22 protein-coding genes are annotated in these 26,934 nt (G+C 32.9%); 2 read left to right on the top strand and 20 right to left on the bottom strand.

The features are described from left to right. Positions 1-254: 254 nt before the first annotated feature. The 7 genes from B5D16_RS03780 to B5D16_RS03810 form a co-directional block, all read right to left on the bottom strand. Positions 255-1,274 carry an ABC transporter substrate-binding protein gene (locus B5D16_RS03780; protein WP_078765639.1) on the bottom strand — a complete coding sequence of 340 codons (1,020 nt, stop codon included), beginning with the start codon at positions 1,272-1,274 and terminating at the stop codon, positions 255-257. A 353-nt stretch (positions 1,275-1,627) separates the two neighbouring features. Continuing rightward, positions 1,628-3,097: a sensor histidine kinase gene (locus tag B5D16_RS03785; protein ID WP_078765640.1), complete on the bottom strand. Its 1,470-nt coding sequence runs from the start codon at positions 3,095-3,097 to the stop codon at positions 1,628-1,630. Further along, positions 3,087-4,733: a response regulator gene (locus tag B5D16_RS03790; RefSeq protein WP_207651108.1), complete on the bottom strand. Its 1,647-nt coding sequence runs from the start codon at positions 4,731-4,733 to the stop codon at positions 3,087-3,089. Before B5D16_RS03790 ends, B5D16_RS03785 begins: the two co-directional genes overlap by 11 nt. Position 4,734: 1 nt before the next feature. Then, the gene (locus B5D16_RS03795) at positions 4,735-5,784 is read right to left on the bottom strand and encodes an ABC transporter substrate-binding protein (RefSeq protein ID WP_078765642.1); all 1,050 of its coding nucleotides are present in this window, start codon (positions 5,782-5,784) and stop codon (positions 4,735-4,737) included. A 61-nt stretch (positions 5,785-5,845) separates the two neighbouring features. Continuing rightward, positions 5,846-6,541, bottom strand: a complete 696-nt coding sequence (locus B5D16_RS03800; protein WP_078765643.1) for an L-ribulose-5-phosphate 4-epimerase — start codon at positions 6,539-6,541, stop codon at positions 5,846-5,848. Between the two features lie 24 nt (positions 6,542-6,565). Continuing rightward, the gene (locus B5D16_RS03805; RefSeq protein WP_078765644.1) at positions 6,566-8,164 is read right to left on the bottom strand and encodes a xylulokinase; all 1,599 of its coding nucleotides are present in this window, start codon (positions 8,162-8,164) and stop codon (positions 6,566-6,568) included. Positions 8,165-8,524: 360 nt separating this feature from the next. After that, positions 8,525-9,604, bottom strand: coding sequence for a GntR family transcriptional regulator (locus B5D16_RS03810; RefSeq protein WP_078765645.1), 1,080 nt, complete (start codon positions 9,602-9,604; stop codon positions 8,525-8,527). Positions 9,605-9,872: 268 nt separating this feature from the next. Between B5D16_RS03810 and B5D16_RS03815 the strand changes: the two genes are divergently transcribed. Further along, complete coding sequence (locus B5D16_RS03815) at positions 9,873-10,151, top strand: hypothetical protein (RefSeq protein ID WP_078765646.1); 279 nt, start codon at positions 9,873-9,875, stop codon at positions 10,149-10,151. 224 nt (positions 10,152-10,375) lie between these two features. On the opposite strand, the gene B5D16_RS03820 is transcribed toward B5D16_RS03815, so the two are convergent. The 6 genes from B5D16_RS03820 to B5D16_RS03845 all read right to left on the bottom strand — a co-directional run bounded on the left by B5D16_RS03820 (position 10,376) and on the right by B5D16_RS03845 (position 17,571). Continuing rightward, a complete protein-coding gene (locus B5D16_RS03820) occupies positions 10,376-10,984 on the bottom strand; it encodes a flavin reductase family protein (RefSeq protein WP_078765647.1) in 609 nt (202 codons plus the stop codon). 2 nt (positions 10,985-10,986) lie between these two features. After that, positions 10,987-11,931 carry a DUF6788 family protein gene (locus B5D16_RS03825; RefSeq protein WP_078765648.1) on the bottom strand — a complete coding sequence of 315 codons (945 nt, stop codon included), beginning with the start codon at positions 11,929-11,931 and terminating at the stop codon, positions 10,987-10,989. A gap of 131 nt (positions 11,932-12,062) precedes the next feature. Next, entirely contained in the window at positions 12,063-13,913 is a 1,851-nt protein-coding gene (locus B5D16_RS03830; RefSeq protein ID WP_078765649.1) for a beta-L-arabinofuranosidase domain-containing protein, read from the bottom strand. A 138-nt stretch (positions 13,914-14,051) separates the two neighbouring features. Continuing rightward, a complete protein-coding gene (locus tag B5D16_RS03835) occupies positions 14,052-15,206 on the bottom strand; it encodes a GH85 family endohexosaminidase C-terminal domain-containing protein (RefSeq protein ID WP_078765650.1) in 1,155 nt (384 codons plus the stop codon). Positions 15,207-15,381: 175 nt separating this feature from the next. Beyond that, complete coding sequence (locus B5D16_RS03840; RefSeq protein WP_078765651.1) at positions 15,382-16,728, bottom strand: glucose-6-phosphate isomerase; 1,347 nt, start codon at positions 16,726-16,728, stop codon at positions 15,382-15,384. Between the two features lie 135 nt (positions 16,729-16,863). Then, positions 16,864-17,571, bottom strand: a complete 708-nt coding sequence (locus B5D16_RS03845) for a 5'-methylthioadenosine/adenosylhomocysteine nucleosidase (protein ID WP_078765652.1) — start codon at positions 17,569-17,571, stop codon at positions 16,864-16,866. A 187-nt stretch (positions 17,572-17,758) separates the two neighbouring features. Between B5D16_RS03845 and B5D16_RS03850 the strand changes: the two genes are divergently transcribed. Beyond that, complete coding sequence (locus B5D16_RS03850; protein ID WP_078765653.1) at positions 17,759-18,007, top strand: TIGR03905 family TSCPD domain-containing protein; 249 nt, start codon at positions 17,759-17,761, stop codon at positions 18,005-18,007. A 55-nt stretch (positions 18,008-18,062) separates the two neighbouring features. Here B5D16_RS03850 and B5D16_RS03855 read toward each other — a convergent pair whose 3' ends face one another. From B5D16_RS03855 to cuyB, 7 genes are all read right to left on the bottom strand, one after another. Next, positions 18,063-19,304: a sensor histidine kinase gene (locus B5D16_RS03855; protein ID WP_078765654.1), complete on the bottom strand. Its 1,242-nt coding sequence runs from the start codon at positions 19,302-19,304 to the stop codon at positions 18,063-18,065. Further along, positions 19,301-19,978, bottom strand: a complete 678-nt coding sequence (locus B5D16_RS03860; protein ID WP_078765655.1) for a response regulator transcription factor — start codon at positions 19,976-19,978, stop codon at positions 19,301-19,303. Before B5D16_RS03860 ends, B5D16_RS03855 begins: the two co-directional genes overlap by 4 nt. 2 nt (positions 19,979-19,980) lie before the next feature. Then, a complete protein-coding gene (locus tag B5D16_RS03865) occupies positions 19,981-21,897 on the bottom strand; it encodes a CDP-glycerol glycerophosphotransferase family protein (protein ID WP_078765656.1) in 1,917 nt (638 codons plus the stop codon). A gap of 40 nt (positions 21,898-21,937) precedes the next feature. Continuing rightward, entirely contained in the window at positions 21,938-24,433 is a 2,496-nt protein-coding gene (locus tag B5D16_RS03870; RefSeq protein ID WP_078765657.1) for a glycosyltransferase, read from the bottom strand. A 108-nt stretch (positions 24,434-24,541) separates the two neighbouring features. Beyond that, positions 24,542-25,279, bottom strand: coding sequence for an ABC transporter ATP-binding protein (locus tag B5D16_RS03875; RefSeq protein WP_078765658.1), 738 nt, complete (start codon positions 25,277-25,279; stop codon positions 24,542-24,544). Positions 25,280-25,319: 40 nt separating this feature from the next. Then, positions 25,320-26,120: an ABC transporter permease gene (locus tag B5D16_RS03880; RefSeq protein ID WP_078765659.1), complete on the bottom strand. Its 801-nt coding sequence runs from the start codon at positions 26,118-26,120 to the stop codon at positions 25,320-25,322. Positions 26,121-26,195: 75 nt separating this feature from the next. Continuing rightward, positions 26,196-26,906, bottom strand: a complete 711-nt coding sequence (gene cuyB / locus B5D16_RS03885; protein ID WP_078765660.1) for a cysteate racemase — start codon at positions 26,904-26,906, stop codon at positions 26,196-26,198. Between the last annotated feature and the right edge of the window lie 28 nt (positions 26,907-26,934).

The following is a 26,934-nucleotide window of genomic DNA, read 5'->3' on the forward strand; positions in this document are numbered from 1 at the left end:
CCCTCCTTCTTTCCGTGCTAATTTTTTTATTCTTCTTTTTTCTTTTTTACTTTTTATAATGAAGAGCGCGTCTGACCAGCAATCACCCTGCCAGCCCGACGCTCTCTCTTTTAATTTTTCTTAGTATCATTTTGATACTAACTTTTGTTATTTGGTAAATAACATGCTTTTTCCGTTCTATTTTAACTATTTACTTTAAATTCTATTTGGGTTAAATACTATTTATTACTTTAAAAATATTTGTTTATATATAATTAAATACCGTATTTGTTAACATCATCATCTGTAATTGTTGTAGCATCAAAGCCTTTTTCTTCCATGATGATTGTCTTCTGTTCAAGAGTTTCACCATTTTCAAGTTTCTTAATAATATCATCAAGATATGAAGCCTGGAATGGATTACACTGTCCATCATAGTTCCAATTCTGAGCCTTTAATTCTTCAAGTGCCCACTTGTTACAGTCAAAGCCCATTACGATAACGTCTTTACCAACGCCGTGTGAAATGTTAGCTTTATCAAGAGCAGCTACAGCACCTTTTGCCATGTCATCATTTTCTGCATAAATTACATTGAATTTATCCTTAGCATCGATAACTGACTGTACGATCTGCTGTGCTTTTTCAGCATTCCATTCAGCTGTCTGCTGTGTTACAATATTCCAACTACTTTCTGCATCAACCTGTTTCTGTAACGCGCCTGATCTACCCTGCTGAGCAGCTGTACCCATAACACCCTGGATATGGATTACATTGTATTCTGAAAGGTTCTGACCTTTAAGCCATTCAACTGCTGTTTCACCTTCCTTGTTCATGTCTGAAACAACTGAAGCTTCATAAAGACTTTCATCTGCATCTACTGTACGGTCGAAAAGAATAACTTTAACGCCTTCTCTTTGAGCATCCTGTAAAACTGTATCCCAGCCTGCTGTATCAGCTGCTGAAAGAAGTAAGTAATCAACACCATCCTGAATCATAGTCTGTGCATAGTTAATCTGCTCTTCGTTCTTAAGTGAATATGAAAACTTAGCTTCATAACCATTCTCTTTTGTAAACATTTCTTTTAAGTCCTTATCATTAGCTGTTCTGTATCCAGATTCATTAGGATCGTTATTGATGATACCAACTTTAATTAATTTTTCAGTTTTAGCCTCACCAGAACCGCCTGCACCAGTAGTAGCTCCTTCCTTCTTGTCACCTGCCTTAGGACCACAGCCTACAAGCTGAGTCATGGCCATTGTCGCAACTAAAAGAGTTGCTAAAAGTTTCTTTTTCATTTAATCGTTCCTCCTTAATTAGAAAATTAAACTTCATTCTTGATTTCAATCAAATTTGTTTTTAGATTGCATTTAAGTTATTTTCTTTATCAAAATAACTTTTCATGTTCGCACCAATCTTATGTGTAAATGTTAACATTTATGTTTTTTCAAAAATACAAATTACACTTCCTAATTTTTGGGAAATGATTACTTTTAATTAACTTTTTAAATTTTTCTTATTTTATTTTTTGGGAAATAATTACATTAGTGGGATTTGATTACTTTCTGATAACAATTTAACTAAAAAAATACCGACCTCCATATTAGATTTTTAATCTAACCTTAGAGATCGGTATATAAGTTCAAAACTTTTATACTCTTTCTTTTTTAATTCTAATCATTGACCTTGTTCCTTTATTGTATTCACTATCAATATAAAGGCCACAGTCATCACCATAATATCGACGAATTCTAAAATTAACATTAGCAAGACCAAAGCTTCCCTTATCATGTTTATTTATATCGCCATTAATATTATCTCGAACCTTCTTTAAGGTTTCTTCTTTCATTCCAATACCATCATCTTCTACCACAAAAATTAAGTATTCATCTTCTATGTTACCACTAACACTAATTATACTTTTACCACGTTTACACTTAACTCCGTGATACAAAGCATTTTCTACAAGTGGCTGTAATAAAAGTTTTGGTATGTTGTAATTTAATACTTCTTCATCAAAGTTTATCTCATAATCCATAATGTCCTGATATCTAAACTGTTGGATTTTTAGATAACTTTCAATATGATTTTTCTCTTCCTCAACAGTAATAAAATCTCTACCCTTACTAAGGGTTGATCTAAAAAATTCAGAAAGAGATGTTACCATTGAAACAACTTCTTCATTTCTATTATCTTCGGCAAGCCACACAATTGTATCAAGTGTGTTATATAAAAAGTGCGGATTAATCTGAGCCTGCAAAAGTTTTGTTTCAAGCATGGATAGATCTTTTTGCTTTTCAGTAATGTCTTCTACAAGTTCACCAATCTCTGCTGCCATCTCGTTAAAACTCTCAGAAAGAATTGCAATTTCATCAGTACTACTAACCTTAGTTTTAACATTAAAGTTACCTTTTGATAATTCCTTACTCATATCACAAAGTCTTCTAATAGGTTCCGTTACAGCTCTAAGTGCACGATAAATATTTATAAGAGAAATCATGACAGCCATAAGGAAAATCACTAATACCGATATATATACAACTCTGTTTCTATTATGTTGCTCAACACGAATCTCGCTTAAGTATTCTGTTTCATTTTGAATATACTCTTTTACGCCTTCCTCAAACACGGCGGTAAGCATGTTAACATTATCATCAAGATACTTCATGTTCTCTTCATAAGTACCTCCACCATTTAAGTTTGACTCAAGAGTCTTTATGTTCTGACGTAGCGAATTAAGAGTATTATTTAATCTTTTAATCTGGTTTTTATTAATATCAACTGTTGCAATATCAGACAATTCTGACAAAGTCTTTTGCATCTTTTTTATGTAATCATACGGATTAACTGTTTTTATACCATTAACGGTTATCTCTCCATTTCCAAGAGTTACAAAATCACTTTTTCCAACAACAGCCAAGTACATACTGTAATTCATTCTCTCTTCAAAATCAAGAAGACTGTTTGCATAAGTTACACTCCTAGTTGTTTTAGAATACTGTCTTGATGAATAAGATAAAGATCCTAGAGCAAATACGAGCGCAATACACATTGGAACAAATGCCGATAACGCAATTGCAAGCAGCCTTTTATTTAAAGGTGTACCTTTTTTATTCTTCATCAACATTCCTCATTTTCATTCTATAATCTCTAGGAGTAAAGCCTCTCTCCTTCTTATAAACGTAGCTAAAATAATGCGGATCATTATATCCAATTTCAAGAGAAATCGCAGTTACAGTCATGTCCGTCTCAGCAAGTAATTCTTCACCTTTTTTAAGTCTAAACTTAAGAAGATAATCAGTAAATGTTTCCCCAGTCTCCTGTAAAAACAATCTACTTAAATATGATTTATTAACTGCAAGTTTATCTGCAATGTATCCAAGAGAAAAATCTCTATTTCCATATTCTTCTTCAATTACATGCTTAACTCTATTAATGAGTTTTGAAAACTTCTTAGTATTAACAACTTCTCTATAATTAATTGTTTCTGTAATAATGTCCTTTATAAATGCATATACATCGTCGCGATTATTAACAGAAGTCATGCGATTTTTAAACTCGCTTATTATCTTAACTTCATCTGTATTTTCATTATTAGAATCGCTTTCTGCCTTTGACATGCATACTACATAAACATCCATAATTATGTACTGTCTCATAATTACAGAATTAATGTAATCTCCATCTAGTTTTCTCATAAGTCCGTCAACATATTCAGGAACTTCATCAACTCCACCAAGGGATATGAACTTTTCCAAGCTTCTTCTAATTGATTCAATTTCCACGAAGCTATTTTCTTTAATAACGTCAGTGCTTAATTGTTCTTCATACTTTTCAATGTATAAAACATCACTTTTTTCACTATCGAATCTTCTTGAAAAAGCTCTTTCAGCACTAACATATGCATCCTTTAAATTATGAACTCTCATAACTGTTTTTCCAACGCCAACAAAATATCTAAGAGAATTATAATCCTTACATATTTCTTTTATGTTTGAAACAGTCTCATCACATATTTTAGAAACGTCCTCTTCACTCATGTCGCAGACTATAAAAACTAATCCTTCTACATCTTTTTGAAATGTATATACATTAGCATTTCCTGCATATTTCTTCTCGCATAAATCAAGAACTTCATTTACCTTAACTATCCCTTCCTCATTATCTTCCTTTGGAAAGGCATTAAAAATAATTACGTTATAATAACTTCTAGAAAAATCCATATCAAAACTTTCAGCCTCTTCTAAAAGCTTGGTCATGGACATATCGCTTGAAAGAATACGATTTAAAAACTTAAGCTTATTTCGCTCACTGTTTTCCTTCATATCCATGTTATAACGCACAAGTAATTCCTTATCCTCACTCTCCCTTAAAATCGTATCTTTGATTTTAATCAAAGTTTCAAGTAATTTATCAGAAGATATTGGCTTTAGTAAGTATTCAGTAACTCCAATATCAATTGCTTCTTTTGCATATTCAAATTCATCATATCCAGTTAAAAGCACAATTTTAATATCAGGTATTTCCTTTTTTACAAGCTTACTAAGTTCAAGCCCATTAACAAATGGCATTTTAATATCCGTAATCAAAATATCTGGAGCCGTTTCTATAATTTTTGGATACGCTAGTTCACCATCCCCAGCTTCCCCAACAAATTCAAAACCATTTGCTGACCAGTCTATCTTACTCTTAATACCACTTCTAATAACAACCTCATCTTCAACAAGAAATACTTTTATTTTTCTTACATCTTCCATATCAATACACTCTTTCACTAATGTAATCATCAGTTACCGTTAACAAATCGTACTTGTTTCCATCAACTAAAACATCCGTCAAAATCGAATCATGAACAAATACCTGTTCCTTAACATAGTACTCTTTATTCGGTGTTTTACCTTCTTCTAACATCTTAATAACATTCTCAACTTCTGGTCCCTGAAGTGGATTACATTCTACATCAAATAAAATCTCGCCTGAAAGTGTTCTTTTAAGTCCGCCCTTTGTAGCATCAAACGAAATAATTTTAATACCACCATTTTCTCCAACTGATAATCCAGCTTCTTTGATTGCCTCTATCGCACCAAATGCTTCATTATCATTTTCACAATAAACAAAGTCAATATCCTTCGTCTTTTTCAATATGTTTTTCATGACTTCCTTTGACTTTGCCTGTGTATAATCGCCAGGTTCCTGCGCAACTAAATTCCATCCGTACTTATCACATGCTTCATTAAGTGCATTACTTCTTCCAATCTGAGATGTTGAACCAAGTGTACCTTGAATATTTACAATATTAACATCTTTCATCCCTTTTTGAATAATGTACTTATTAAGACATTCACATGCTTTTTTACCCTGAAGATAAAAGTCAGAGCCAATCCATGTTGTATACAAATTATTATCAGGTACACTTACCTTTCTATCAATTACAATAACCGGAATTTTAGCTCTACTTGCTTCCTCTAAAACAGTTTCAAACCCTTCTTCAATAACCGGCGCAAGTACTATGTAATCAACGTCCTGCTGTATAAATTTACGAATTGATTTAATCTGATTATCCTGCATCTGTCTTGCATCTTCAAATAAAAGATCATATCCCTTACTCTCAGAAAATGTCTTCTTTATGGAAATGGAATTAGCCGTTCTCCAGTCAGACTCTGCTCCAACCTGAGCAAATCCAACGGTAATCAAATTCTTTTTTTTAACCACTTCTTTCTTAGGATGTGTATCCATGTAAAAATAGCAAAGAACACATGTACAAAAAGCCGCCATTAAAACCACCATAAAGGTAATTAATTTTTTCATTATATTCTCCCATATGTAAAACAATGGCGAGGGACGTTCTGTCCCGTCGCCATTTGGTTAACTAATTTTGTCCGTAATAAGCATTTTCTCCGTGCTTTCTGTAGAAATGCTTATCTCTTAAATAATCTGGTGCCTTGTCAGCATCCTTATTAATCATTTCAGTGAATGTTGCCATCTTTGCAACTTCTTCTAATACTACTGCGTTATGCACTGCTTCATCAGCATCCTTACCCCATGTAAATACACCATGATTCTTAACTAAAATACCAGGTGTATAAACTGGATTTACATCACGCTCTTCTAATGTCTCGATAATTACAAGTCCTGTATTTCTTTCATACTCGCCTTCAATTTCTTCCTTTGTAAGACTTCTTGCACAAGGAATGTCTCCAAAGAAATAATCTGCATGAGTTGTACCATATAGAGGAATGTCTCTTCCAGCTTGAGCCCATGATGTAGCAGATGTTGAATGTGTATGTACAACACCACCTAAATCAGGGTATTTTTTATAAAGTTCAAGATGTGTTGGTGTGTCAGATGATGGATTAAGTGTTCCTTCTACTCTGTTTCCATCAAGATCAAGTACAACCATATCTGAAGCCTTCATACCATCATATGAAACTCCACTTGGTTTAATAACAACTAAACCTTTCTCTCTGTCAATACCACTAACATTGCCCCATGTATATGTAATTAAGCCTCTCTTTGGTAATTCAAGATTAGCCTGCAAAACTTTTTCCTTTAATTCTTCTAACATTTTCTTTCCTTCCTTTTGCCCGTATTATAATGTATCAACAGCGCATTTTTCTACTGCGATACCTGCTTTGTAATCCTTCATAAAGTCATTGAAGCCCTTAACGTCTGCTGCATCTGGTTCAACTGTTTCGCCATCGCCTTCGCTAAAGATTTCACCATATAAGAATTCATCAAGGCTTCCGTTAAACTTACCTTCTTCCTTAAGTGATGAATAAGCTGCAAGTAAAGCCATGCCCCAAGGACCGCCTTCGCCAGCTGTCTTAAGTGTTGTAACTGCTGAGTTCATGGCAGCGGCCATTATTCTATTACCAACGCCCGGAGTCTTAAAGAATCCACCGTGTCCAATCATCTTATCAATAGTAACGCCTTCATCAATTGTTAAGATATCTAGACCAATCTTAAGTGAAGCAACAGCTGAATAAAGGTTAGCTCTCATAAAATTTTCAAAACTAAAGTTAGCATTTTCCTTTCTAACAACCATTGGTCTACCACTAAGAAGCCCTGTAATCTGCTCACCAGAGAAGTAGTTATAACTAATTACACCACTACAATTCTTATCAGCATCAAGAGCTGACTTAAACATAGTTGTATATACTTCATTCATGTCAACTTCCTTACCTGCTGCCTTTAAAAATCCAGCAAATATTCCAGCCCATGCATTAATGTCTGAAGTACAGTTATTACAATGAACCATTGCAACATCATCACCACATGGTGTAGTTACAATATCAATTTCTCTATGAAGTTCCTTAACAGGATTTTCAAGTACAACCATAGCAAATACTGATGTACCAGCAGAAACATTACCAGTTCTTACCTTTACACTACCAGTAGCTGTCATACCTGTTCCAGCATCACCTTCTGGTGGAGCAAGAAGTGAACCTGCTTCTAAGTTACCAGTTACATCTAAGAATGCTGCACCACTTTCTGTAAGTGTACCAGCATTATCACCAGCGAGTAATACTTCTGGTAAAATATCCTTAATATCCCAATTAAAGCCTTCAGAACTAATCATGTTTCTAAACTTAGAAAGCATATCCTCATTATAGTTCTTTGTCTTACTATCAATAGGGAACATACCTGATGCATCACCTACACCAAGCACCTTCTTACCTGTAAGTTTATAATGAATATATCCAGCAAGAGTTGTAAAGTATGCAATATCCTTAACATGAGCTTCTTTATTAAGAATAGCCTGATAAAGATGTGAAATACTCCATCTCTCTGGAATGTTAAATCCAAATTCATCTGTCAATTTACCAGCAGCTTCGCCAGTAATTGTGTTTCTCCATGTTCTAAATGGAACAAGCAAATTATCGTCCTTATCAAATGCAAGATAACCATGCATCATTGCACTAATACCAAGACTCTTAATCTTCTTTAATGTAACGCCATATTTTTCATTAACATCTTTTACAAGGTTACCGTAACTTTCTCTTAATCCCTTGTGAATGAGTTCGATGTCATATGTCCAAATGCCGTCAACCAAACTATTCTCCCATGTAAAATCACCTGATGCTAAGATATTACCCTTATCATCAATCATTACACTTTTGATTCTTGTAGAACCAAATTCAATGCCGACCACCGCCTGGCCGTTTTCAATTATTTCTTTGTTTGTCATTTCTTTTTTTTCCTTTCGTCCTTAATTTGCCTCTGTATTCTAATAATACAATATTCATAATTCATTAACAAGTTTTATTATGATATTTCTCAACAAAAACAAAAAAGACCGTTCGCACTGAACAGTCTCTCTTGGTGAAAAAGCAATCTCTTCTTTTCTCTTACTTAAATTCTCTTACTCTTTTGTATAAATTATTCATTTTAATGTTTTTTCAATAAACTAAATTTCCTTAAATAATTGATTGCTCTTCAATTTCTTTTTCTTCTCTTTTCTCTATATTTTGAGTATAAAACTTGTACACTAATTTTTGCAACTTGTTTTTTTCGCATTTTTTCAATAGTAGTTTCCCTGTATTTTTACCTACCTACAGGTATCCCCTTCTATTAACACAGGATCGATTAAAATCTGCTTTTCACACTCATTTCCCTTAATCATATTCATAAGCATTTCAGCAGCCATAGCTCCAAGTTCTTCCTGTGGATGTGCAATGGTTGTAAGCTGCAATCCGACCTGATTACCTCTTTGCGCATTATCAAATCCTGTAACAGATACATCTCTTGGAACCTTAATTCCACACTCACTAAGAGCACGAATAACCATCATGGCAGTCTGATCATTATAGCATACTATGCCATCAAATTCCTTGCCATCATTAATCATTTGCTTAATGCCATTATATGGATGAGACTTTCTATCCTCTGTATAAAACCATATTATATTATCAGGATCATACATAACTCCTGCTTCATTAAGGGCACGAACAAAGCCCCTATGTCTCTTCTGTCCCTGCTCATCATCACTCTTAAAAACACCAACTATGTTTCTATGACCTTTTTCAAGCATGTACTTTGTAACCATATAACCACCTTTTTCATCATCAATGAGTACATGTGGTTTATCCTTCATCTGTACATACTTTCCTTGTATAAATACATATGGGATACCAAATTCATCTAACTTTTTAAAATAACTTGTATGATTACAATATATATGACTCTTACTTGGCTCTATAATCAAACCCTCTATATCCTTAGTAAGTAATTCTTCAAGGCTCTTCGTCTCACCAGTACGTGAATTATTCGTACTTTTGAGCATAATTGAATAACCATATTTTTCCATTACTTCATCAATACCCTTTATGATATGTGGAAAAATATAGTCTGAAAGATAAGTTGTAACAACAGCAACATTCTTAGAACTCTTTGTATGCGCAAGCATCTCTGAACAGAACGTACCTCTACCATGTTCAGCGTATGCATATCCAGCACTTTCAAGATTAGCAATGGCTTTTCTAACTGTCTGTCTACTTACATTATACTTTTTTGCAAGTTCATTCTCAGATGGAAGCTTATCTCCAGGCTTAATATCTTCAGTAAAAATCTTCTTCTTCATATCTTCGAATATCATAACATGTTTTAGTCTCTTGCTTTTATCTTCCATAAGTCCTCCAACTACACGCAAATATTCTTCAAACTAATCAATAATCATAATATATCAACATACAAGTACCTAACACGACCATACTTGTATAATTTCTTCATTACTTGTACTTATAATTTTATCACATATCCATAGTTATTCTACACATTTACAAAAAAATGCTATAAAAAAATACAAGTGAAAGAAGATTTCTTCCAACTTGTACCTTGAAATATAAAAAATCTTACTATATAATAGTCCATGCAAATACAAAGCGGAGGAAACTACTATGTTTAGAATGTGGGGAAAACTTTTTAAAGATAGCCATATGCTAAAAGACATTGTCATAGAAGATGACAGTGATTTAAATAGAACTAAAAAAGTATATAATTCACTTGCGAAAATCTGCGAGGACTTTGATTTAGCGAGCCCAATCTGGCTTGATTCAAACATCTCAGACTTTAAGCGCGTTGCCAAAACTCGCTTTAGAGCAGATTCATTCGTAGAATCCATAGAATTTGATTATCTAGAAATACAAGTAATCGAAGAGGACGATTATTACATATAAAAAAGACCTGTACATACAGGTCTTTTTTATATGTATAAACTTTATTTATTTCTCAGTTTTTCTCATTTTAAACTTTAAAATAATACAATATATAACTGCAATAATAGCCAAAATAACTATAATATTTATTATTGAAACTAACGATGAAAAGCTCATTATCTTCCTCCTGTCCTAATCAATCCTCTGAAATTATAGTCATAATTTATGTTTATGTCAATTATAAATTATCTCTTTTTCTTCTTATATTTAACTACACTTTTCTTATTACTTTTTTTCTTCTTTACCGAATATCCAAAGGTTCCTAATTTCTCACCAAGTGTAAAGTATTCCCCATGGGAATATGTAATAAGATTAGTCTTATCAAGGTTAAACTTATTATTTTCATCCATGTATTTATCATCAACGGTTACACCAACAACTTCACCTATAAACATGTCATGACTTCCAAGTTCTAGTACTTTAACCACTTTACAATATATATTTACAGGACTTTCCTCGATTGCAGGTGTATCCATGTATTCACTTACATACTGATTAAGCTTCATTTCCTTAAACTTGTCTATGTCTCTACCTGATTTCACACCACAGTAATCACATGCTCTTGCAAGTTTTTTAGACACAAGATTTATAACAAACTCCTTGCTCTCACTTATTAACTTATGTGAATATCTAGATTTTCTTACAGATATTGATACCATGGCAGGATCTGAACATACTGTTCCAGCCCACGCTATTGTAATAATATTTGCTTTTTTATCCTCACCCATACAACTAACCATAACCGATGGAACAGGATATAACATATTCCCTGCTCTCCAAGATAACTTACTCATATTTATTCCTCTTTCATTTTTCTCCAACATTTTTTTATCAAAAAATCTTTTATTTCTTTTTCATTTTCGTTCTCATAATATTTAACTAGTAACTTTTTAAATTTTGATACTTCCTTTTCCGGAATCACCAAAAGACCCAAACCATGAGAAATCATATAATGATTAGCAAAAATAACCGCTGCCCTTTTATTTCCATCAATAAATATTTGAGTTCTCATAGTATATAGCAAAATTCTAACAGCCTTATCTATATCTTTCATATTCGATTCTACTATATCGTGGATTTTACCTTTTACTACGTTTTCAATAGGAATCGGTGGAACATAATCACAACCTCCTATTGCTACAGGTACACTTCTTATTCTTCCTCCCTCTGAATAAAATCCTTCATTTATTAACTTTGCTATATAGCTAAGTAAATAGTAGTCACAATCCGCCTGAAGAACATCTTCATCAAGTATAAACTCCCATGCATGCTTTAAATTTAAAACCTTTTGGACATCACTTGCCGTCATACCATTAACAGTACCATTCTCAATTATATCTTCAGTCTGTGGAAATGTCGTTGATACTCCCTCTAAGACAGCCTGATCATATATACTTGTTTTCATATTTGCTCGTGCAAAATCAAGATTCAGGACCGCCTCTGGCGAAAGCTCATTTGAAGTATAACCCAAATCTGCTAATTTCTTCGTCAATCTTCTAATAACTTTTTTTAATTCTCTTGATTCTTTTGCATTCTTTACTAAAAGCTGATAAAGTTCATCCGAATAAATATCAACATATGTTGATGTTAATCTATTCCCAACTCTTTTTCTAACATATAGATATTTTCCACTTTTGTTTTCTTTAATCTCTGGCGATCCATCATAAGGAATAAGATGCAAACGAGCTTCTGCTTCTGCTTTTTCATTTATCAATAACCTTATCAATTCAATATTACTCATATTTTAACCCTCCATTTTAGGGAACTTTTATATCATAATATTATCAAAAAGTTCCCTAAATTTCAATATAATTTTAGGGAACTTTTTTTCAAAATCATCACACAAAAGTTCCCTAAAGCAATACAAGTATTTTATTTATGCTCCTCAAAATATATTGTATAACTTTCATCCTTAACGTCATAGAATGGGATAAACTTAAAGTTCTTCATCTGATGCTTTGTTCTATAATTATTCTGAAGCCAAATAAATGTATCATATGTATGTTCAGAAACAGAATATAAGAAACTATCAGGTTTTTCAAAATCACCATTAATTACATCACAATCACTAGTTAATCCTGCAAGGACAATAGGTCCATCAACAAATGCAGCCTGTTCTGGCATATCTGGTAGTCTTTCTGCCTTAACCTTAGATGGTAAGAATAAATCAATAACATCACCAATCTTACATCCACTTATATTAATATAACCATCTTCAGCAGAAACTTTTACTCTATTACTAGAATTTGCCTTATAATCAACAACCTCATCATTAACATTAACCTGTACATCTCCATCAAGCCAAATAGGTGCTCTAAATAAAAAGCTTATCTCATTAACATCTTCATCGGAACATATTTCAAATTTATATTTCCATCTTGATTTTTCATATCCACCGTGTTCATCAAAAAGTGTCTGTGCATCGTAACTCTTCATATTAAGAGACTGTACTAATTTGATGCTCTTTCCATCTACCTTTCCATCAAGAATTGATGGAATATACTGATTAATGTATATCTTCTTTTTATCATCATCCACTGAATATATAAGTTCTGGATATTTAACCTGCGCTTGAATCATAGTCCCCTGACAACACCAGAAATCATTTCTCTTTGATGCCCATGTCTTTTTTGAACCTGTTGTAAGTGGTAAAAAGTATGCAGGCATTCCAGTATCTTCATTCTGTTGAACTAAAAATCCATTATATAGACATCTTTCTATATAATCAGAATACTTTGAATCTCCTGTCCACTTAAATAAATACTCGGCCACACGCACCATATTATAAACTGTACAAAATTCCTGTCCTCTGTCACCTCTATACTCTCCAAGCTTTTTAGGTGGAATCCAAAATTCACCAGCATTTGCTCCAGTTGTGGCATACATTCCACGGTCTGTTACAGCACTCTTCCAAAAGGCAAGAACTATATTCTTCCATCCTTCATCTTCTGTAACTTCATACATTTTAGCAGCACCTTGTAAAATAGGAATACTTGCATTGGTATGATCATCAGTGAGTGCGTCCTTACCTGCTTTTATAAGTTTAAATATACCCTGACCCTTATATGTATCAGCAAGGGCTTTATACTTTTCATCACCTGTTACAACGAAAGCGTCTGCCCAAAGTTCAAGCATTCCTGCCTGTTCTCCTTTAAATATTGCATCGGGCTTTCTCTTTTTCATGTCTGTGGTCCAATCAATAAACCAATCTGCCATACCTGATAAAATAAGGAGTGCTTCCTCATTGCCAGTATATTTATATGTATCTAAAAGTCCCATCAATAACTTATGAATAGTATACTGTGGAGACCATATATATCTATCTGTTGTAAGTACCTCAAAGTACTTTTCTGGAATTGAACCAGCCCACTTTCCACCATTTAACTCCTGACATTTTCTAAGTTCAGATATGATAAAACGTACTTTAGAAGCTAATTCCTCGTCACCTGTATTTGCTACAACCATAGCTGCTGCTGACAAATAATGTCCTAAAAAATGTCCTCTAAGCTGACAGGTTGGTGCTTCCCATCCCCAATGTAAGCCTGCGCTAGCTGGATCTTCCATCATCATAAGTCCAGGAATAATTATCCCTGCTTCAAAATAATAATTTTGGAGTAATGCTGTATTATCAAGTTCTTTTAAATACTTAATATTTACATCCATTCGTTTTTTAAACAATCCTTCGGTTACTTTCACTTCACCTAATCCATAATTTCTTACCATTCTCTTTTCTTTCCTTTCAAATATAAATATATAAAACCCTCGACAAACCTTATTTTATCATACTAAAAATCTATTTTCTATACTAGAAAAAGAGGGAGATTAACTCTCCCTCTTTTAAAAACAATTTATTTTATATTATTATTTTGTACAATACTGACTTACTACATCCCAGCTATACGATTTAGCTTTTACTTTACCAAATTTTCCAACAGCTACAACTTTAAAATAATAATTTACATTATGAGATATCTTTCTCTTTTTAAACTTTGAAATTATAGCAGATCTCTTTTTTGTTGTTTTAACCATCTTATATCCAGCATCGTTACCCTTTGCCATATATATTACATACTTCTTAGCGCCTTTTACTTTCTTCCAATATAATTTAAATTTTGCTTTCTTTGATGAAGATCCAACCACTTTCAAGTCAGAGAATGAAATATCTCTACATACATATGAATATGGTGACCAATCAGCTAGAACTTTTGTATCTCCAAATTTAACATAAGCTCTTACTCTTACACGATAAAAAATAGATTTTGATCCTTTTATATTGTAAGTAGTATACTCATCTGTATCAGCTATTTTTTTCTTTTTGCCATTATATAATGAATATTCGACTTCATATCCTCCAGCGCGCTCAACTTCATCCCATTTTATCTTAACTGCATCTGAATATGTATCGCTAACTTTTGCTTTTGAAGCCTGGCCTGGTAATGGTATAACACTATAAATGGTAACAACTCTGCTTGGTGCATTATCACGCGCAACATATGATGTAGTCGCTGCTTTTCTAATTGGATATATTTTAACATCTACTTCATCATTTAAATCAATAGTTGCACTAGTTCCACTAACTTCCATTTTCTTTGTTTTATCAACAAATAATTCATAACCAGTAGCACCACTCATAGCTGGCCACTTGATTGTTGCAGTAGTTTTAGTACATGTAACCTGTTCACCAGCGTCACCCTCTTTGCAAATAGGAACAGTTACAACTTCCATTGGTGAAGAATAAGTACTTGTTCCAGTTGCTCTCCATCTTACATAATAACTTTTTCCACTATCTAAATTAGGAATGTATTGTGTTCCTCCATAATTTCTTTCAGATGTTATACACTGACTAAAAGATTTATCTTCCGAAATCTGATAGTCCACATAATCATAAAGACCAAAATTCACTGTAACATTATCATTCGATGCACCAGTCTGCTCTGCGCCATACGCTATGCAGCCTAAGCTAATAGTTGAAACAGCAGCTGCAATAAACAACCCTAATTTTTTTGTTAATTTCATAAAATTATTCCTCCAATTAATTTAATACTAGCAAACAAAACATATAACAACACCCTATCAAATATATGTATCGTTAACTCCACATGCTATTATATACATAAACCATTATTTTGACAAGATACTTGCACTAAAAAAAGCCTGACCCACAATGTGAATCAGGCTTATAATAATCTAATTATTTATTTAATAACTGAGCTCTAAGTTCTTCAAAACCTGGCTTACCAAGTAATGCAAACATATTCTTCTTATAGCTTTCTACACCTGGCTGGTTAAATGGATTAACACCTAATGTGTAACCACTAACACCACATGCGAATTCATAGAAATAGAAGAGCTGTCCAAGATAGAATTCATTCTGCTCTGGAACATTAACTAAAAGGTTAGGGACATCACCATCAACATGAGCTAAAACTGTACCGTTCATAGCACACTTATTAACGAAATCCATATCCTTACCAGCAAGATAGTTAAGTCCATCAAGATCAACTTCTTCTTCCCCAATTACAACTGTATGCTTTGACTTTTCAACATTAACAACTGTCTCAAACATAAGTCTTGTACCATCCTGGATGAACTGACCCATAGAATGAAGATCTGTTGTAAGGTCAACAGCTGCTGGGAAGATACCCTTGCCATCTTTTCCTTCACTTTCACCATAAAGCTGTTTCCACCATTCACCAAAGTAATGAAGACTTGGTTCATAGTTAGCTGTAATTTCAACTGATTTACCCTTACCTAAAAGGATATTTCTTACTGCTGCATAGAGCAATGCATCATTCTCAGCAAATGCATTATTAAGAGCTAACTCTCTACCACTTGCAGCACCTTCCATAAGTTTATCAATATCAGCACCACTTACTGCGATTGGAAGTAAACCAACTGCTGTAAGAACTGAGAATCTTCCTCCTACATCATCAGGAACTACGAAACTTTCATAACCCTTTTCATTTGAAAGGTTCTTAAGAGCTCCCTTAGCCTTATCTGTTGTAGCATAAATTCTCTTAGCTGCTTCTGCTTCACCATATTTATCTTCAAGCATCTTCTTGAATATTCTAAATGCAATTGCAGGTTCTGTAGTTGTACCTGACTTAGAAATGATGTTTACTGAGAAATCCTTTCCCTTTAATACATCAATTAAATCCTGAAGATATGTACTACTAATGCTGTTACCTACATAGTAAATCTCTGGAGTCTTTCTATCTTCCTTTGAAATGTTGTTATAAAAACTATGTCTAAGGAAATCAATTGCAGCTCTTGCACCGAGGTATGAACCACCGATACCAATTACTAATAATACATCTGAATCGCTCTGAATCTTTTTAGCTGCTGCCTTAATTCTAGCAAATTCTTCCTTATCATAATCTACTGGTAAATCAATCCAACCAAGGAAATCGTTACCTTCGCCTGTTTTATTAACAAGTGTGTCTTTCGCTGCTAATACTTTAGCTTCCATAGCCTTTAATTCATCATCACTAAAGAAACTTTTTGCTTTTGAATAATCAAATGATACTTTACTCATCATATCCTCCTACTCTTCTCTAAAGATAATATAATTATCCCCTTCTCTCAGTCCGTTTTTTATTATATAACTTTTATATTATAAATTGCAAGTACTTTTATGTCTGTCCACGTTTCCTATAAGCACTTTTATTTACAATTAATAAATATCTGAAATCTTATCAATCATTGCGTTTATAAGTTTAATTGAATTATCGGCAGCTTTCGCTTCAAATACAGGATAATCCATATGTGAACTTCCATCTGCCTTATCAGAAATAGCTCTAATAACAACAAATGGTACCGAATTAAGAACACAAACCTGAGCAACGGCTCCACCTTCCATCTCACAACATGTAGCATTAAATTCTTCTACAATCTGTGTCTTCTTCTCATCGCTATTAATAAACTCATCCCCACTAGCAATTCTTCCTTCAAAGACCTTAACATCCGTAAGTTCTTTTCTAGCACTGTCTATAGCTATTTCAACCAACTCTCTTTCAGCCTTAAAAGAAAGACTATCAGTTTCTGGAATCTTACCCTTAGGATATCCTAATGCTGTAATATCCATGTCATGCTGAACCACATCACCTGAAATTACAATATCTGAAATATCTATTCTATTATCAAGAGAACCAGCAACACCAGTGTTAATTATGGCATCCACCTTAAATTTATCAATCATAGCCTGTGTAGCACATGCAGCATTAACTTTACCAACTCCACATTTAACAATTACAACTTCGCTATTTTCAAGTATTCCCTTTGTAAAATCTCTTCCTGCAATATGATATGATTCAATCATGCCATCAAGTTCATTTATAATTCCATCAACTTCTATATCCATTGCTCCAATGATTCCAATCATTATTAGCCCTCCGTTATTCATATATACTTTTTATCTCATACAATAATTTATTATATCATACTTTTTAAATAATAATTATATTTTCTAAACCATCTACAAAAATTGATATTTGTTATAACTATATCCTTATGATATAATATCTGATAATAAATAAGTATTTCATACTCATTGAAAGGAGTTAATTATAATGATTTATCAGACAAAAGGAACTTGTTCTAGAGCAATTAAATTTGATGTTGAAGATGGCATCGTTAAAAACGTTCAATTTGATGGCGGATGTAACGGAAACACTCAAGGTGTTGCCATTCTTGTAGAAGGCATGCCAATAGATGAAGTTATAAAAAGACTTAAAGGCATTAACTGTAACGGTCGTGGAACATCTTGTCCAGACCAGTTAGCAATAGCACTTACGCAGTATAAAGAAAATAATAACTAATAAAAAACAAACCATGGATTTATTTTTCCATGGTTTGTTTTTTATAACAAGAATTCTATATAACTACTTTCATTGTCATTGTTTTTCCATCAGGACACAGGGCTTCAATCGTACCCCCGTGAGTTTCAGCAACTGCTTTTGCAATTGCAAGTCCTATTCCATTACCACCTGTTTTTATATTTCTTGAATCATCTGGGCGGTAAAATCTATCAAAGAGTCTTTTTACATCAGGTACTTTTTCCAACTGACATGTATTAAAGACTTCTATTACAACTTTCTTTCGCTTTTTATATATGCTAAGTTTTATTTCACCATTATCATCTGAATATCTAATAGCATTATCAATTAAAACAGATAACATTTGCTGAATTGATGCTTTTTCACCAACCATCGAAACATCTTCAGCTATATCCAATGTAAGCTTCTTATTTTTACCCTTTGCCTGCTGCTCATAGATTCCAATAATTTCCCAAGCTGCACTACTTAATGAAAATTTCTCCTTATTAGGTAGTGGAAGTTCTTCATCTAATTTTGACAAGGTAACAAGTTCACTTACAAGTTTAGACATTCTATTTGTCTGATTCTTAATATTTTCCGTCCACTCATCCTCTCCATGCACCATAGTAATTACGTCAAGACTTGTGGATATAGAAGTAAGTGGTGTTTTTAATTCATGACTTGCATCCGTAATAAATCGCTTCTGCATATTTATGTTCTTTTCAATAGGTATCACTACACTTTTTGAAAAAATCATTATCAATATAAATACCAATGTAAGACTGCCCATTGCTACAACAAGACTTAAGTTTCTAAGTGATTTCATATACTGCTGTTCTCTTGATACATTCAAAAAAACAATAATGGTAGAATCATCCACTTTTTGCATACGATATCGATATTCATCAATATATCCGCTATCACTATCATTTTTATATACTTTAAGAGCATACTCTCGAGCATCAGTTTCGCTTATTGAAGCAACAGAATCTGTAGATGAAGACTCTATATTACCTTCTTTGTCAAAACAAACTGTAAAAAATCTATTCATATAGTTAGATTCCACATCTGGAAATTCAACCAGAGAATCTCTTAGCGGTTTGTTCGTATCTAAGTTTCCACTATCAGATGACCTTAAATCTCGTTTTTCCGTTGCCATAATAAATGAAATTGTATCATCTACCCTGCTGGTTACATTATAATAATTTACAACATTAACCAGGAATGCAACCAAGACAATTATCGCAAGGAAAGCCGCCATGGCTACAATTGTAAGACGCCATCGCATTTTCTTTATCATTCGCTAATACCCTCCAATGAATATCCTGCTCCACGCTTTGTAACAATTTCGACATTTGCTCCAACCTTTTTTAGCTTTTTTCTAACAAAGCCAATATGAGTCCATACAACATCTACTTCAGAATCTGTATCAAATCCCCATATGATTTCCATTAAATGTTCAGTGGAAAAAATATGTCCTGGATATCTGACAAAAAGATCCAAAAGCTGAAATTCCTTATTGGTAAGTTTGATTTTTTCATTATCAACGGAAAGTTCAAACTTGTTGCTATCTAATGCAATATTTCCAATTTTTTTAACTTGTTCATCAAAATTTTCGCTCCGTCTTCCAAGCGCTTTTATTCTTGCAATTAATTCTGCCGTAGCAAATGGCTTTGGTAAATAATCATCAGCACCTGCATCAAGACCTGCCACTCTGTCTTCTAATTCAGCCTTCGCTGTAAGTAACAATACTGGCGTGGTCAAATTATTTTTCCTAATGAGCGCAAGTACTTCAAGCCCACTAATTCCAGGCATCATTATATCAAGAACAATAACATCGTAGCTTGTTCTTGTAATGTTTTGCCATGCATCCATTCCATTGTAAACAATATCAACTGAATACTTTAATTTTTCAAGCAAAAGTTTTAACGCTTTCGCTGTAGCTATTTCGTCTTCAGCTATTAAAATTCGCATACTCAAGACTCCTCATCTTCACCAAGATTTTTCTTTGTGATTGCATATTTTGGCCAGTCCCTTGGAAGCGGACTTAAGTCATATATGTAATCATATCTTGATCTACCAAGTGTACGTTCTATATCATACATAATAAACTGACTTGTACTATCTCCCTCATAAGGAAGCTTTGTATAAGTTAAAATTCTTACATCTCTAGGAATCATCCTATGAAAATACTGCTTTGTAGGTAAATTATCAGTAAATACATTTGTAAGAATTGTAACATCAGCTAATTCGTAATCTATATTATCAACAACTTCTTTTAATTCTTCTAACACATTCGGACTACATGTCTTCCAGTCAACACAGTATAATATATGGTTTTTCTTATCCTGTTTTGTATCATTATGTTCAGGCTTTTTATTCTTACCACTTCCCCATACTCTGTCAATTAATCTGTCGCTGTTCATACCATCATACATTTCATCCTTAATCTTTTCCTTATCAGGAATCTCGGCATTTCCAAGAAGTGTTTCTATTACCTTATCAGTACATCCCTTACTACACCACCACTGCATTCTTAAATACTTTTCTTCATAGTATTCATTATATGCATCAAGATTATTAATGCATGCGTTTAAGGTATTTGCTGCATCCTCTATATCCTCACATACTGCACCAGGAAGTGCTTCAATAGGAACATATAAACCTCTTCCAGATTCATATTCCTTAAGATCTGGTACATAGAATATAACCGGCTTTCCTGTACGAAGGAAATCAAAGAATATGCTTGAATAGTCGGAAATCATAACATCAACAACTGACAAAAGTTCATTTGTATCAATTGTAAATGGAATTAACATATCCTTAAATTCTTCATCAGCTTCTAATTCCTTATAGATAAAATAATGCACTCTTAAATAAACATTATATCCTTCAGGAACACTTCGTTGAAACTTTCTGACTGTACTCTTAAATTCAGACAAATTATAATCAAGTTTATTATATAATTGACCCTTCCAAGTTGGTGCGTAAAGCACAATTTTTCTAGAAGTATCAATACCAACTTTTCTTAATTTATTAACGATGTACTTATAATTCGTACCATTAATCGCATCATATCTTGGATATCCACAATTTAAGTATTCACCCTTAAATGCGCCATCTGCAAGATACGCTCTTTTATACATACGCTCAATCATAAAGTTGTTAGCAGCAATTAAATAATCTGCATTTAATATGTTTCTAATAACACCTCTTGCATTTTCAACTCTTTCCTCAGTATGCTCATAACCCATGTACTTAGTTGGAACACCATGCCAAGTATTAATATAAACCTGTTCATCTCTCTTGGTAAAATAATAACCAAAAGTTGAGTTATTAATTAAGTACTTACTAGTTGCAAGATATCTATAATACGCTCTACTTTCCCTGTCAACGATAATAACATTACGAACATTTTTAAATTCATCAATGTTTTCTTCCATTATTGTTCTATCGTTAACACTCCAAACATGAATATAGTCCTTAAACTTAGGATCTCTTCTTGCCTTTCTAAGCATAGCCTTAAAGATTGCACGAGGATTATCCAAAATTCCAAGTCCAGCAAATGCCTCATACATAATCATATTTTCATTAATAGGCATTTCAAGACATCTGAAATAATACTTCTTAAGATCTGCATTACCATCTTTTAAAACCTTGTGCTTAACTTTAGATAATACTTTCTTTGCCTTACCTATAACCTCGCTAGCAGCAGTATCCTCTTTCTCCTTAGGTATACTCTTACTTCTTTCAGTTCTTACTCTTTCCTGTTTAATTACCTCTTCTCTATCTTCTAAATCAAGACCATCTCTAAAGCTACTATGTTCTTCCTTATGTTTAGGTAAATTATAAGTTATTTTCTTGTCGTTTTGATGTGTTTCATTATTATTCATCAATTTCACCTATATTTCCTTTTTTCTCTTTTCTTCCCCATTAATTAATTGCTTCATAGAACTGACGCATAGCGTTAACATTATACTGATTTGCATCAAATTCTGCTGTTGGAACATTTCCCTTATTAAATTCCTCTAAAGCTTCATAAATTGAATCTGCATCCTTCTTACATACAAGCTGACCATTAGGCTTTAAACTTGATGGTGCAGAATCAAAGTCCGACATAATAATCGGAAGATGTAATGCTCTTGCTTCAAGTAAAACTACTGGCTGTCCTTCATAAATTGAAGGAAGAATAAACAAATCACAATTCTTCATTACAGAAAATGGATTCTCCAACTTACCAGTAAATATAACATTCTTATGTCCATTTCTATCATCAAGACCAAGTTTCTTACATAAGGACTTAAGTTCACTCTCAAGTGGACCCTCACCTATAATGTATAACCTAGTATCTGGATGATTCTTATTATATCTATCATATGCTCTTATAAGTTGTTCATGATTCTTCTCTGGTGAGAATCTACCCATGTTAACAATACACTTAATATTATCATCCAAAAGTCCGTCATATCCCTTAAGGTCCGCTTCTTCTTTTGTAATATCAACCTTAGCGCCTTCAAGAACTCTTGTAAAGTTCGCTATGTTCTCAACGAAAGTACACTTATCCTTCAAGTTCTCATAACCGATCTTTTGTCTGTTAATATTCATAGTTGCCTCTGAACAACCTACGATTTTATCATAGAATTTATATGTTGAAAAAACAACCTTAAGCTCTCTCTTATGTGGCTGTTTTCCATCAACCTTCTTAAGTCTGTCTGTCTCTAAATCGTTATGCTGCCATATAAGTTTTTTCGCATCCCCTGCACTAAGCATTAAAATACTATAAAAACTTCCATATCCCGAAAAGTCTACAGCAACATCAAACTTAGCATCACCAAAACAGCGTCTAAACTCTCTGTCATAACACTTCTTTGGATAGAGCTTATCAAACAGTCCTCCCTTAAATCCAAAAAATCTATTTAAATAGAATAACACTTGCTCACCGAATGTAGCAGGTGTATATGATATTCTTGGGAAAGTTCTTGCATTCTTATTCATTCTCATAAGCATTTCCATCTTTTCAGGGATATGCGCAATCTTTCCAGCAAATACCGTTACATCATACTTATCATAATCAATATGATCAACAAGATTAATAAATGAAGTTGTAATTCCATTAAGAAGCATGCCTCCTCCATATAGAAGAAGTCTCTTTTTCTTTACGAAATTCTCAAGTACTCTGTACTTGTTACCCCAGTTATCAGTGTCCTTATTTTTAAATACTATATCAATAAGTAAATCTGTACTGTTTCCATTTTCAAATGGAGCACAAATATTCTTCATACTTAAATATTTCTTTTTATATTCTTCATTAACATTCTTAATGTTATTAATGTAATTACAAATCTCTTCAAGATTATCAGTTGCAGGACCAGGTAATTCATTAACATTAAAGTATAGTCCGTGATAATCTTCATAATCACTTAAATCAGGAACATAGAATAAAACAGGTTTTCCAGTAATTAAAAAATCAAAGAATATACTTGAATAATCCGATACTAAAATATCTGTAATAGACATAAGTTCATCAGCATCAATATATGCAGGAACCAGTAATCCCTTTAAATCTGCTCTATCCTTAAGTGCCTTATATACAACCTGATGAGGCTTAATCAAAATCTGATACTTATCCATATCAAGATTACTTTCCAAAATCTTCTTAAAGTTAAAGTACTCATCAGTACTAATATCCGGCTTTGAAAAATCAGTCCCCTTCCAAGTTGGAGCGTAAAGAATAACCTTCTTAAGTTCACCCTTACTATTTCTTTCTAAGTCAATGCCAAATCCAGCAAGTTTACTTACTATCTCATCTTCACTAGTACTTCCAATCAAATCACATCTTGGATAACCAGTCTCCATGATTTTCCCTGTATAAAGTCCATCAAGTTTATATTTTTCAAGATAAACATTAGTAAGATGTGGACAAGGTGAAACCATGTAATCTGAAGATAACATGCTTCTAAGCACATTACTAATTGTATATGTAGCATCTGGCAAATCGTAGCCTAATTTCTTCAAAGGAACACCATGCCAGGTATTAATTAAAATCTGATTATCTTTCTTAACATAGTAATATGGCATTGAAACATTAGTAATAATGTACTTCGCACTTGTTAATGCTTTTAAATAAGCTTTATCATGTCTCTTAACAAATACCACGTTATTATCACTTGCGAATCTTTCTATGATAGGTGCATTACCTTCCATATCCTCAATGGCCCATATATGTTTTAAATTCTTAAACTCATCCATGGACTTAAGCTTTTTAAAAATAGCATAAGGATTATCAAGCATACCCCTACTCATAAATGAATCATATAAAACTACAGACTCATCAATAGGTAACTTCTTATATAAAGACGCATACTTCATACGTCGTTTTGTCTCTTTAAGATTTCCAAATTTGTTTTTAACTTTACCTAATATTCCCAAACCTGTCCTCTTTCTTCTGTCTTATTGCTTTCTTTGTTTATGTGCATCCATATTTAAACATACACATTGACTATTATACCACAAAAAAAGCGACTATTGTCGCTTTTTTTATTCTGTCATGGCTTCATATACAGCAGCCACTTCCTCTATATCACCCTGTGCAATAAGTCTACCATGATCAAGTAGAATTGCCTTATTACATAAGTTCTTTACCTGTTCAATTGAATGTGAAACGAATAATACTGTAACACCCTTATCAAACATGCCCTGCATCTTCTTTTCACACTTTCTTCTAAACTTAGCATCACCTACAGAAAGTACTTCATCAAGAATAAGAATCTCTGGTTCAACAATTGTTGCAATTGCAAAACCAAGTCTTGCCTTCATACCTGATGAATAATTCTTAAGTGGTACATCTATAAATTCTTTAAGTTCTGAAAACTCAAGTATTTCATCATACTTTTCTTCAAGAAAATCTCTTGAAAATCCTAAAACTGAACCATAAAGGAAAATGTTCTCCCTACCTGTATACTGCGGATCAAATCCAGCACCAAGTTCAATCATAGGCGCCATTTTACCATGTCTTTCAACATGTCCTTCAGATGGTTTATATACACCAGCGATAACTTTTAAGATTGTACTCTTACCAGCACCATTAAGACCAAGTATTCCAAGTCTGTCACCTTTATTTACTGTAAAGCTAACATCCTTTAATGCCTGAAATTCATTATAATGGAGCTGCCCTTTTACAAACTTTATCGCATATTCTTTTAAATTATCAACTTTTTCCTTGCTCAAGTTAAATCTCATTGTTACATGATCAACTTTAACTGCAACTTTACTCATAATATAACCTTCCTATTAGTATCAAACTACTACTCAATAATTAAATCTGTAAAATAAATTCATCCTGTTTCTTATAGAACATGAATACACCAACGATATCTAATATTAAACTTACTACTAATGAATAAATTAACATATTTCTTTCATTAGCAATTGTAAATATGGACTGGCCATATAAAACTGAACTTCTAAAATTAGAAATTATACAATACAATGGATTTAATTTTACCAACACAGCTGACATACCTTTAAGCTTTGTTGTGTAATAGAATATAGCACTACAATACATAATAAGCATTGATAAAACATTCCATAAATATTCTAAATCTCTAAAGAATACCGATATGGTTGCAAGTATCATACTTAATCCAAAGCAGAACAAGAACAAAACAAATAATGAAGCTAATGCCTCAATAATGTGAATTGTAGGTTTTACACCAAGAACTCCTGATGCTAATGCCAATACAAATAAAGACATTAAGAATATAACATAGGTATATAAAACTGATGATAATGGATATAAGTATTTAGGTACATATACCTTCTTTATCATCGCGGAATTCGCTCTAATTGACCTCATGGCAACCTTAGTTGATTCATTAAAGAATCCATATAACAATCTACCTGTAAGAATATATATTGCATATGGTTCTCCTTGTTTACTTGACGTTCCAAGTAAGTTCTGGAATACGATTGTAAGAACAATTGTTGTAAGAAGTGGTTCTAATAATGTCCAGATAATACCAAGATATGAACGTCTATACTTTAACTTAATACCTTTTTTAACTAACTCTACAAGCAAAAACTTATATCTGTTAAAATTTCTAATATGTTTTTTCACAACATCCTCCAAATATGTAATTAAAATTACATATCAAATAATAATTTTCTATAAATGAATTTCATGTCATTTTGATTATTCGTTATAATACTCGCCACCGCACTTATCTATGCATGCCTTAGTTAATTCATCCATTGCATCAACATAGAAATCACCATTAAAATCATGATTTTGATATAGTACCGATAACTCTGTACAAGCAAGAACTATAACATCACATCCCTTATCTCTCAACTCTTTTACAACTGATAAAAACTGCTTTTTATCACCCTTTTCTCCCTGTTTAACCTGATTGTATATAATATCCATTACATCTTTCTGTCTCTCTTCTGATGGATATACAACTTCCACACCTAAATCTCTTAGTGTCTTTCCATACATATCAGCTTTCACAGTTCCGTCTGTAGCAATAATTCCAGCTTTCTTATAGCCCTTATTAACGATGCGCTCTGCAGTAACTTTAATCATGTTAATGAAATGTCCATGCATGCTATCATCAATCTTATCCTGAAAGTAATGACATGTATTACATGGTATAGCTAAGTATTCGCCACCCATTTTCTTTAACATTTCGATGTCGCCTTCGATAATATTCCAAAGTTCATCTTCCTTACCACCAAGTATATACTCTGTTCTATCAGGCATTGAAGCGTGATTATAAATCAAAATATCAAGGTGTTCTCTATCATTAGAAACTCTTGTACTTTCTATAATCTTTTTATAAAACATCTCTGTTGCTTCCGGTCCCATACCACCGAGTATAGCTAACTTCTTTCTTTCAGCCATAATTATCACCTTTTTACAAACTCTATCG

This window comes from Eubacterium uniforme, assembly GCF_900167115.1.
GTDB classification, from domain to species: Bacteria; Bacillota; Clostridia; order Lachnospirales; family Lachnospiraceae; genus Eubacterium_S; species Eubacterium_S uniforme.

Bases quoted from the DNA above. Each gene is read 5' to 3' on its own strand.
- B5D16_RS03780 (WP_078765639.1), bottom strand. From the start codon at position 1,274: ATGAAAAAGAAACTTTTAGCAACTCTTTTAGTTGCGACAATGGCCATG.
- B5D16_RS03785 (WP_078765640.1), bottom strand. From the start codon at position 3,097: ATGAAGAATAAAAAAGGTACACCTTTAAATAAAAGGCTGCTTGCAATT.
- B5D16_RS03790 (WP_207651108.1), bottom strand. From the start codon at position 4,733: ATGGAAGATGTAAGAAAAATAAAAGTATTTCTTGTTGAAGATGAGGTT.
- B5D16_RS03795 (WP_078765642.1), bottom strand. From the start codon at position 5,784: ATGAAAAAATTAATTACCTTTATGGTGGTTTTAATGGCGGCTTTTTGT.
- B5D16_RS03800 (WP_078765643.1), bottom strand. From the start codon at position 6,541: ATGTTAGAAGAATTAAAGGAAAAAGTTTTGCAGGCTAATCTTGAATTA.
- B5D16_RS03805 (WP_078765644.1), bottom strand. From the start codon at position 8,164: ATGACAAACAAAGAAATAATTGAAAACGGCCAGGCGGTGGTCGGCATT.
- B5D16_RS03810 (WP_078765645.1), bottom strand. From the start codon at position 9,604: ATGGAAGATAAAAGCAAGAGACTAAAACATGTTATGATATTCGAAGAT.
- B5D16_RS03815 (WP_078765646.1), top strand. From the start codon at position 9,873: ATGTTTAGAATGTGGGGAAAACTTTTTAAAGATAGCCATATGCTAAAA.
- B5D16_RS03820 (WP_078765647.1), bottom strand. From the start codon at position 10,984: ATGAGTAAGTTATCTTGGAGAGCAGGGAATATGTTATATCCTGTTCCA.
- B5D16_RS03825 (WP_078765648.1), bottom strand. From the start codon at position 11,931: ATGAGTAATATTGAATTGATAAGGTTATTGATAAATGAAAAAGCAGAA.
- B5D16_RS03830 (WP_078765649.1), bottom strand. From the start codon at position 13,913: ATGGTAAGAAATTATGGATTAGGTGAAGTGAAAGTAACCGAAGGATTG.
- B5D16_RS03835 (WP_078765650.1), bottom strand. From the start codon at position 15,206: ATGAAATTAACAAAAAAATTAGGGTTGTTTATTGCAGCTGCTGTTTCA.
- B5D16_RS03840 (WP_078765651.1), bottom strand. From the start codon at position 16,728: ATGATGAGTAAAGTATCATTTGATTATTCAAAAGCAAAAAGTTTCTTT.
- B5D16_RS03845 (WP_078765652.1), bottom strand. From the start codon at position 17,571: ATGATTGGAATCATTGGAGCAATGGATATAGAAGTTGATGGAATTATA.
- B5D16_RS03850 (WP_078765653.1), top strand. From the start codon at position 17,759: ATGATTTATCAGACAAAAGGAACTTGTTCTAGAGCAATTAAATTTGAT.
- B5D16_RS03855 (WP_078765654.1), bottom strand. From the start codon at position 19,304: ATGATAAAGAAAATGCGATGGCGTCTTACAATTGTAGCCATGGCGGCT.
- B5D16_RS03860 (WP_078765655.1), bottom strand. From the start codon at position 19,978: ATGCGAATTTTAATAGCTGAAGACGAAATAGCTACAGCGAAAGCGTTA.
- B5D16_RS03865 (WP_078765656.1), bottom strand. From the start codon at position 21,897: ATGAATAATAATGAAACACATCAAAACGACAAGAAAATAACTTATAAT.
- B5D16_RS03875 (WP_078765658.1), bottom strand. From the start codon at position 25,279: ATGAGTAAAGTTGCAGTTAAAGTTGATCATGTAACAATGAGATTTAAC.
- cuyB (WP_078765660.1), bottom strand. From the start codon at position 26,906: ATGGCTGAAAGAAAGAAGTTAGCTATACTCGGTGGTATGGGACCGGAA.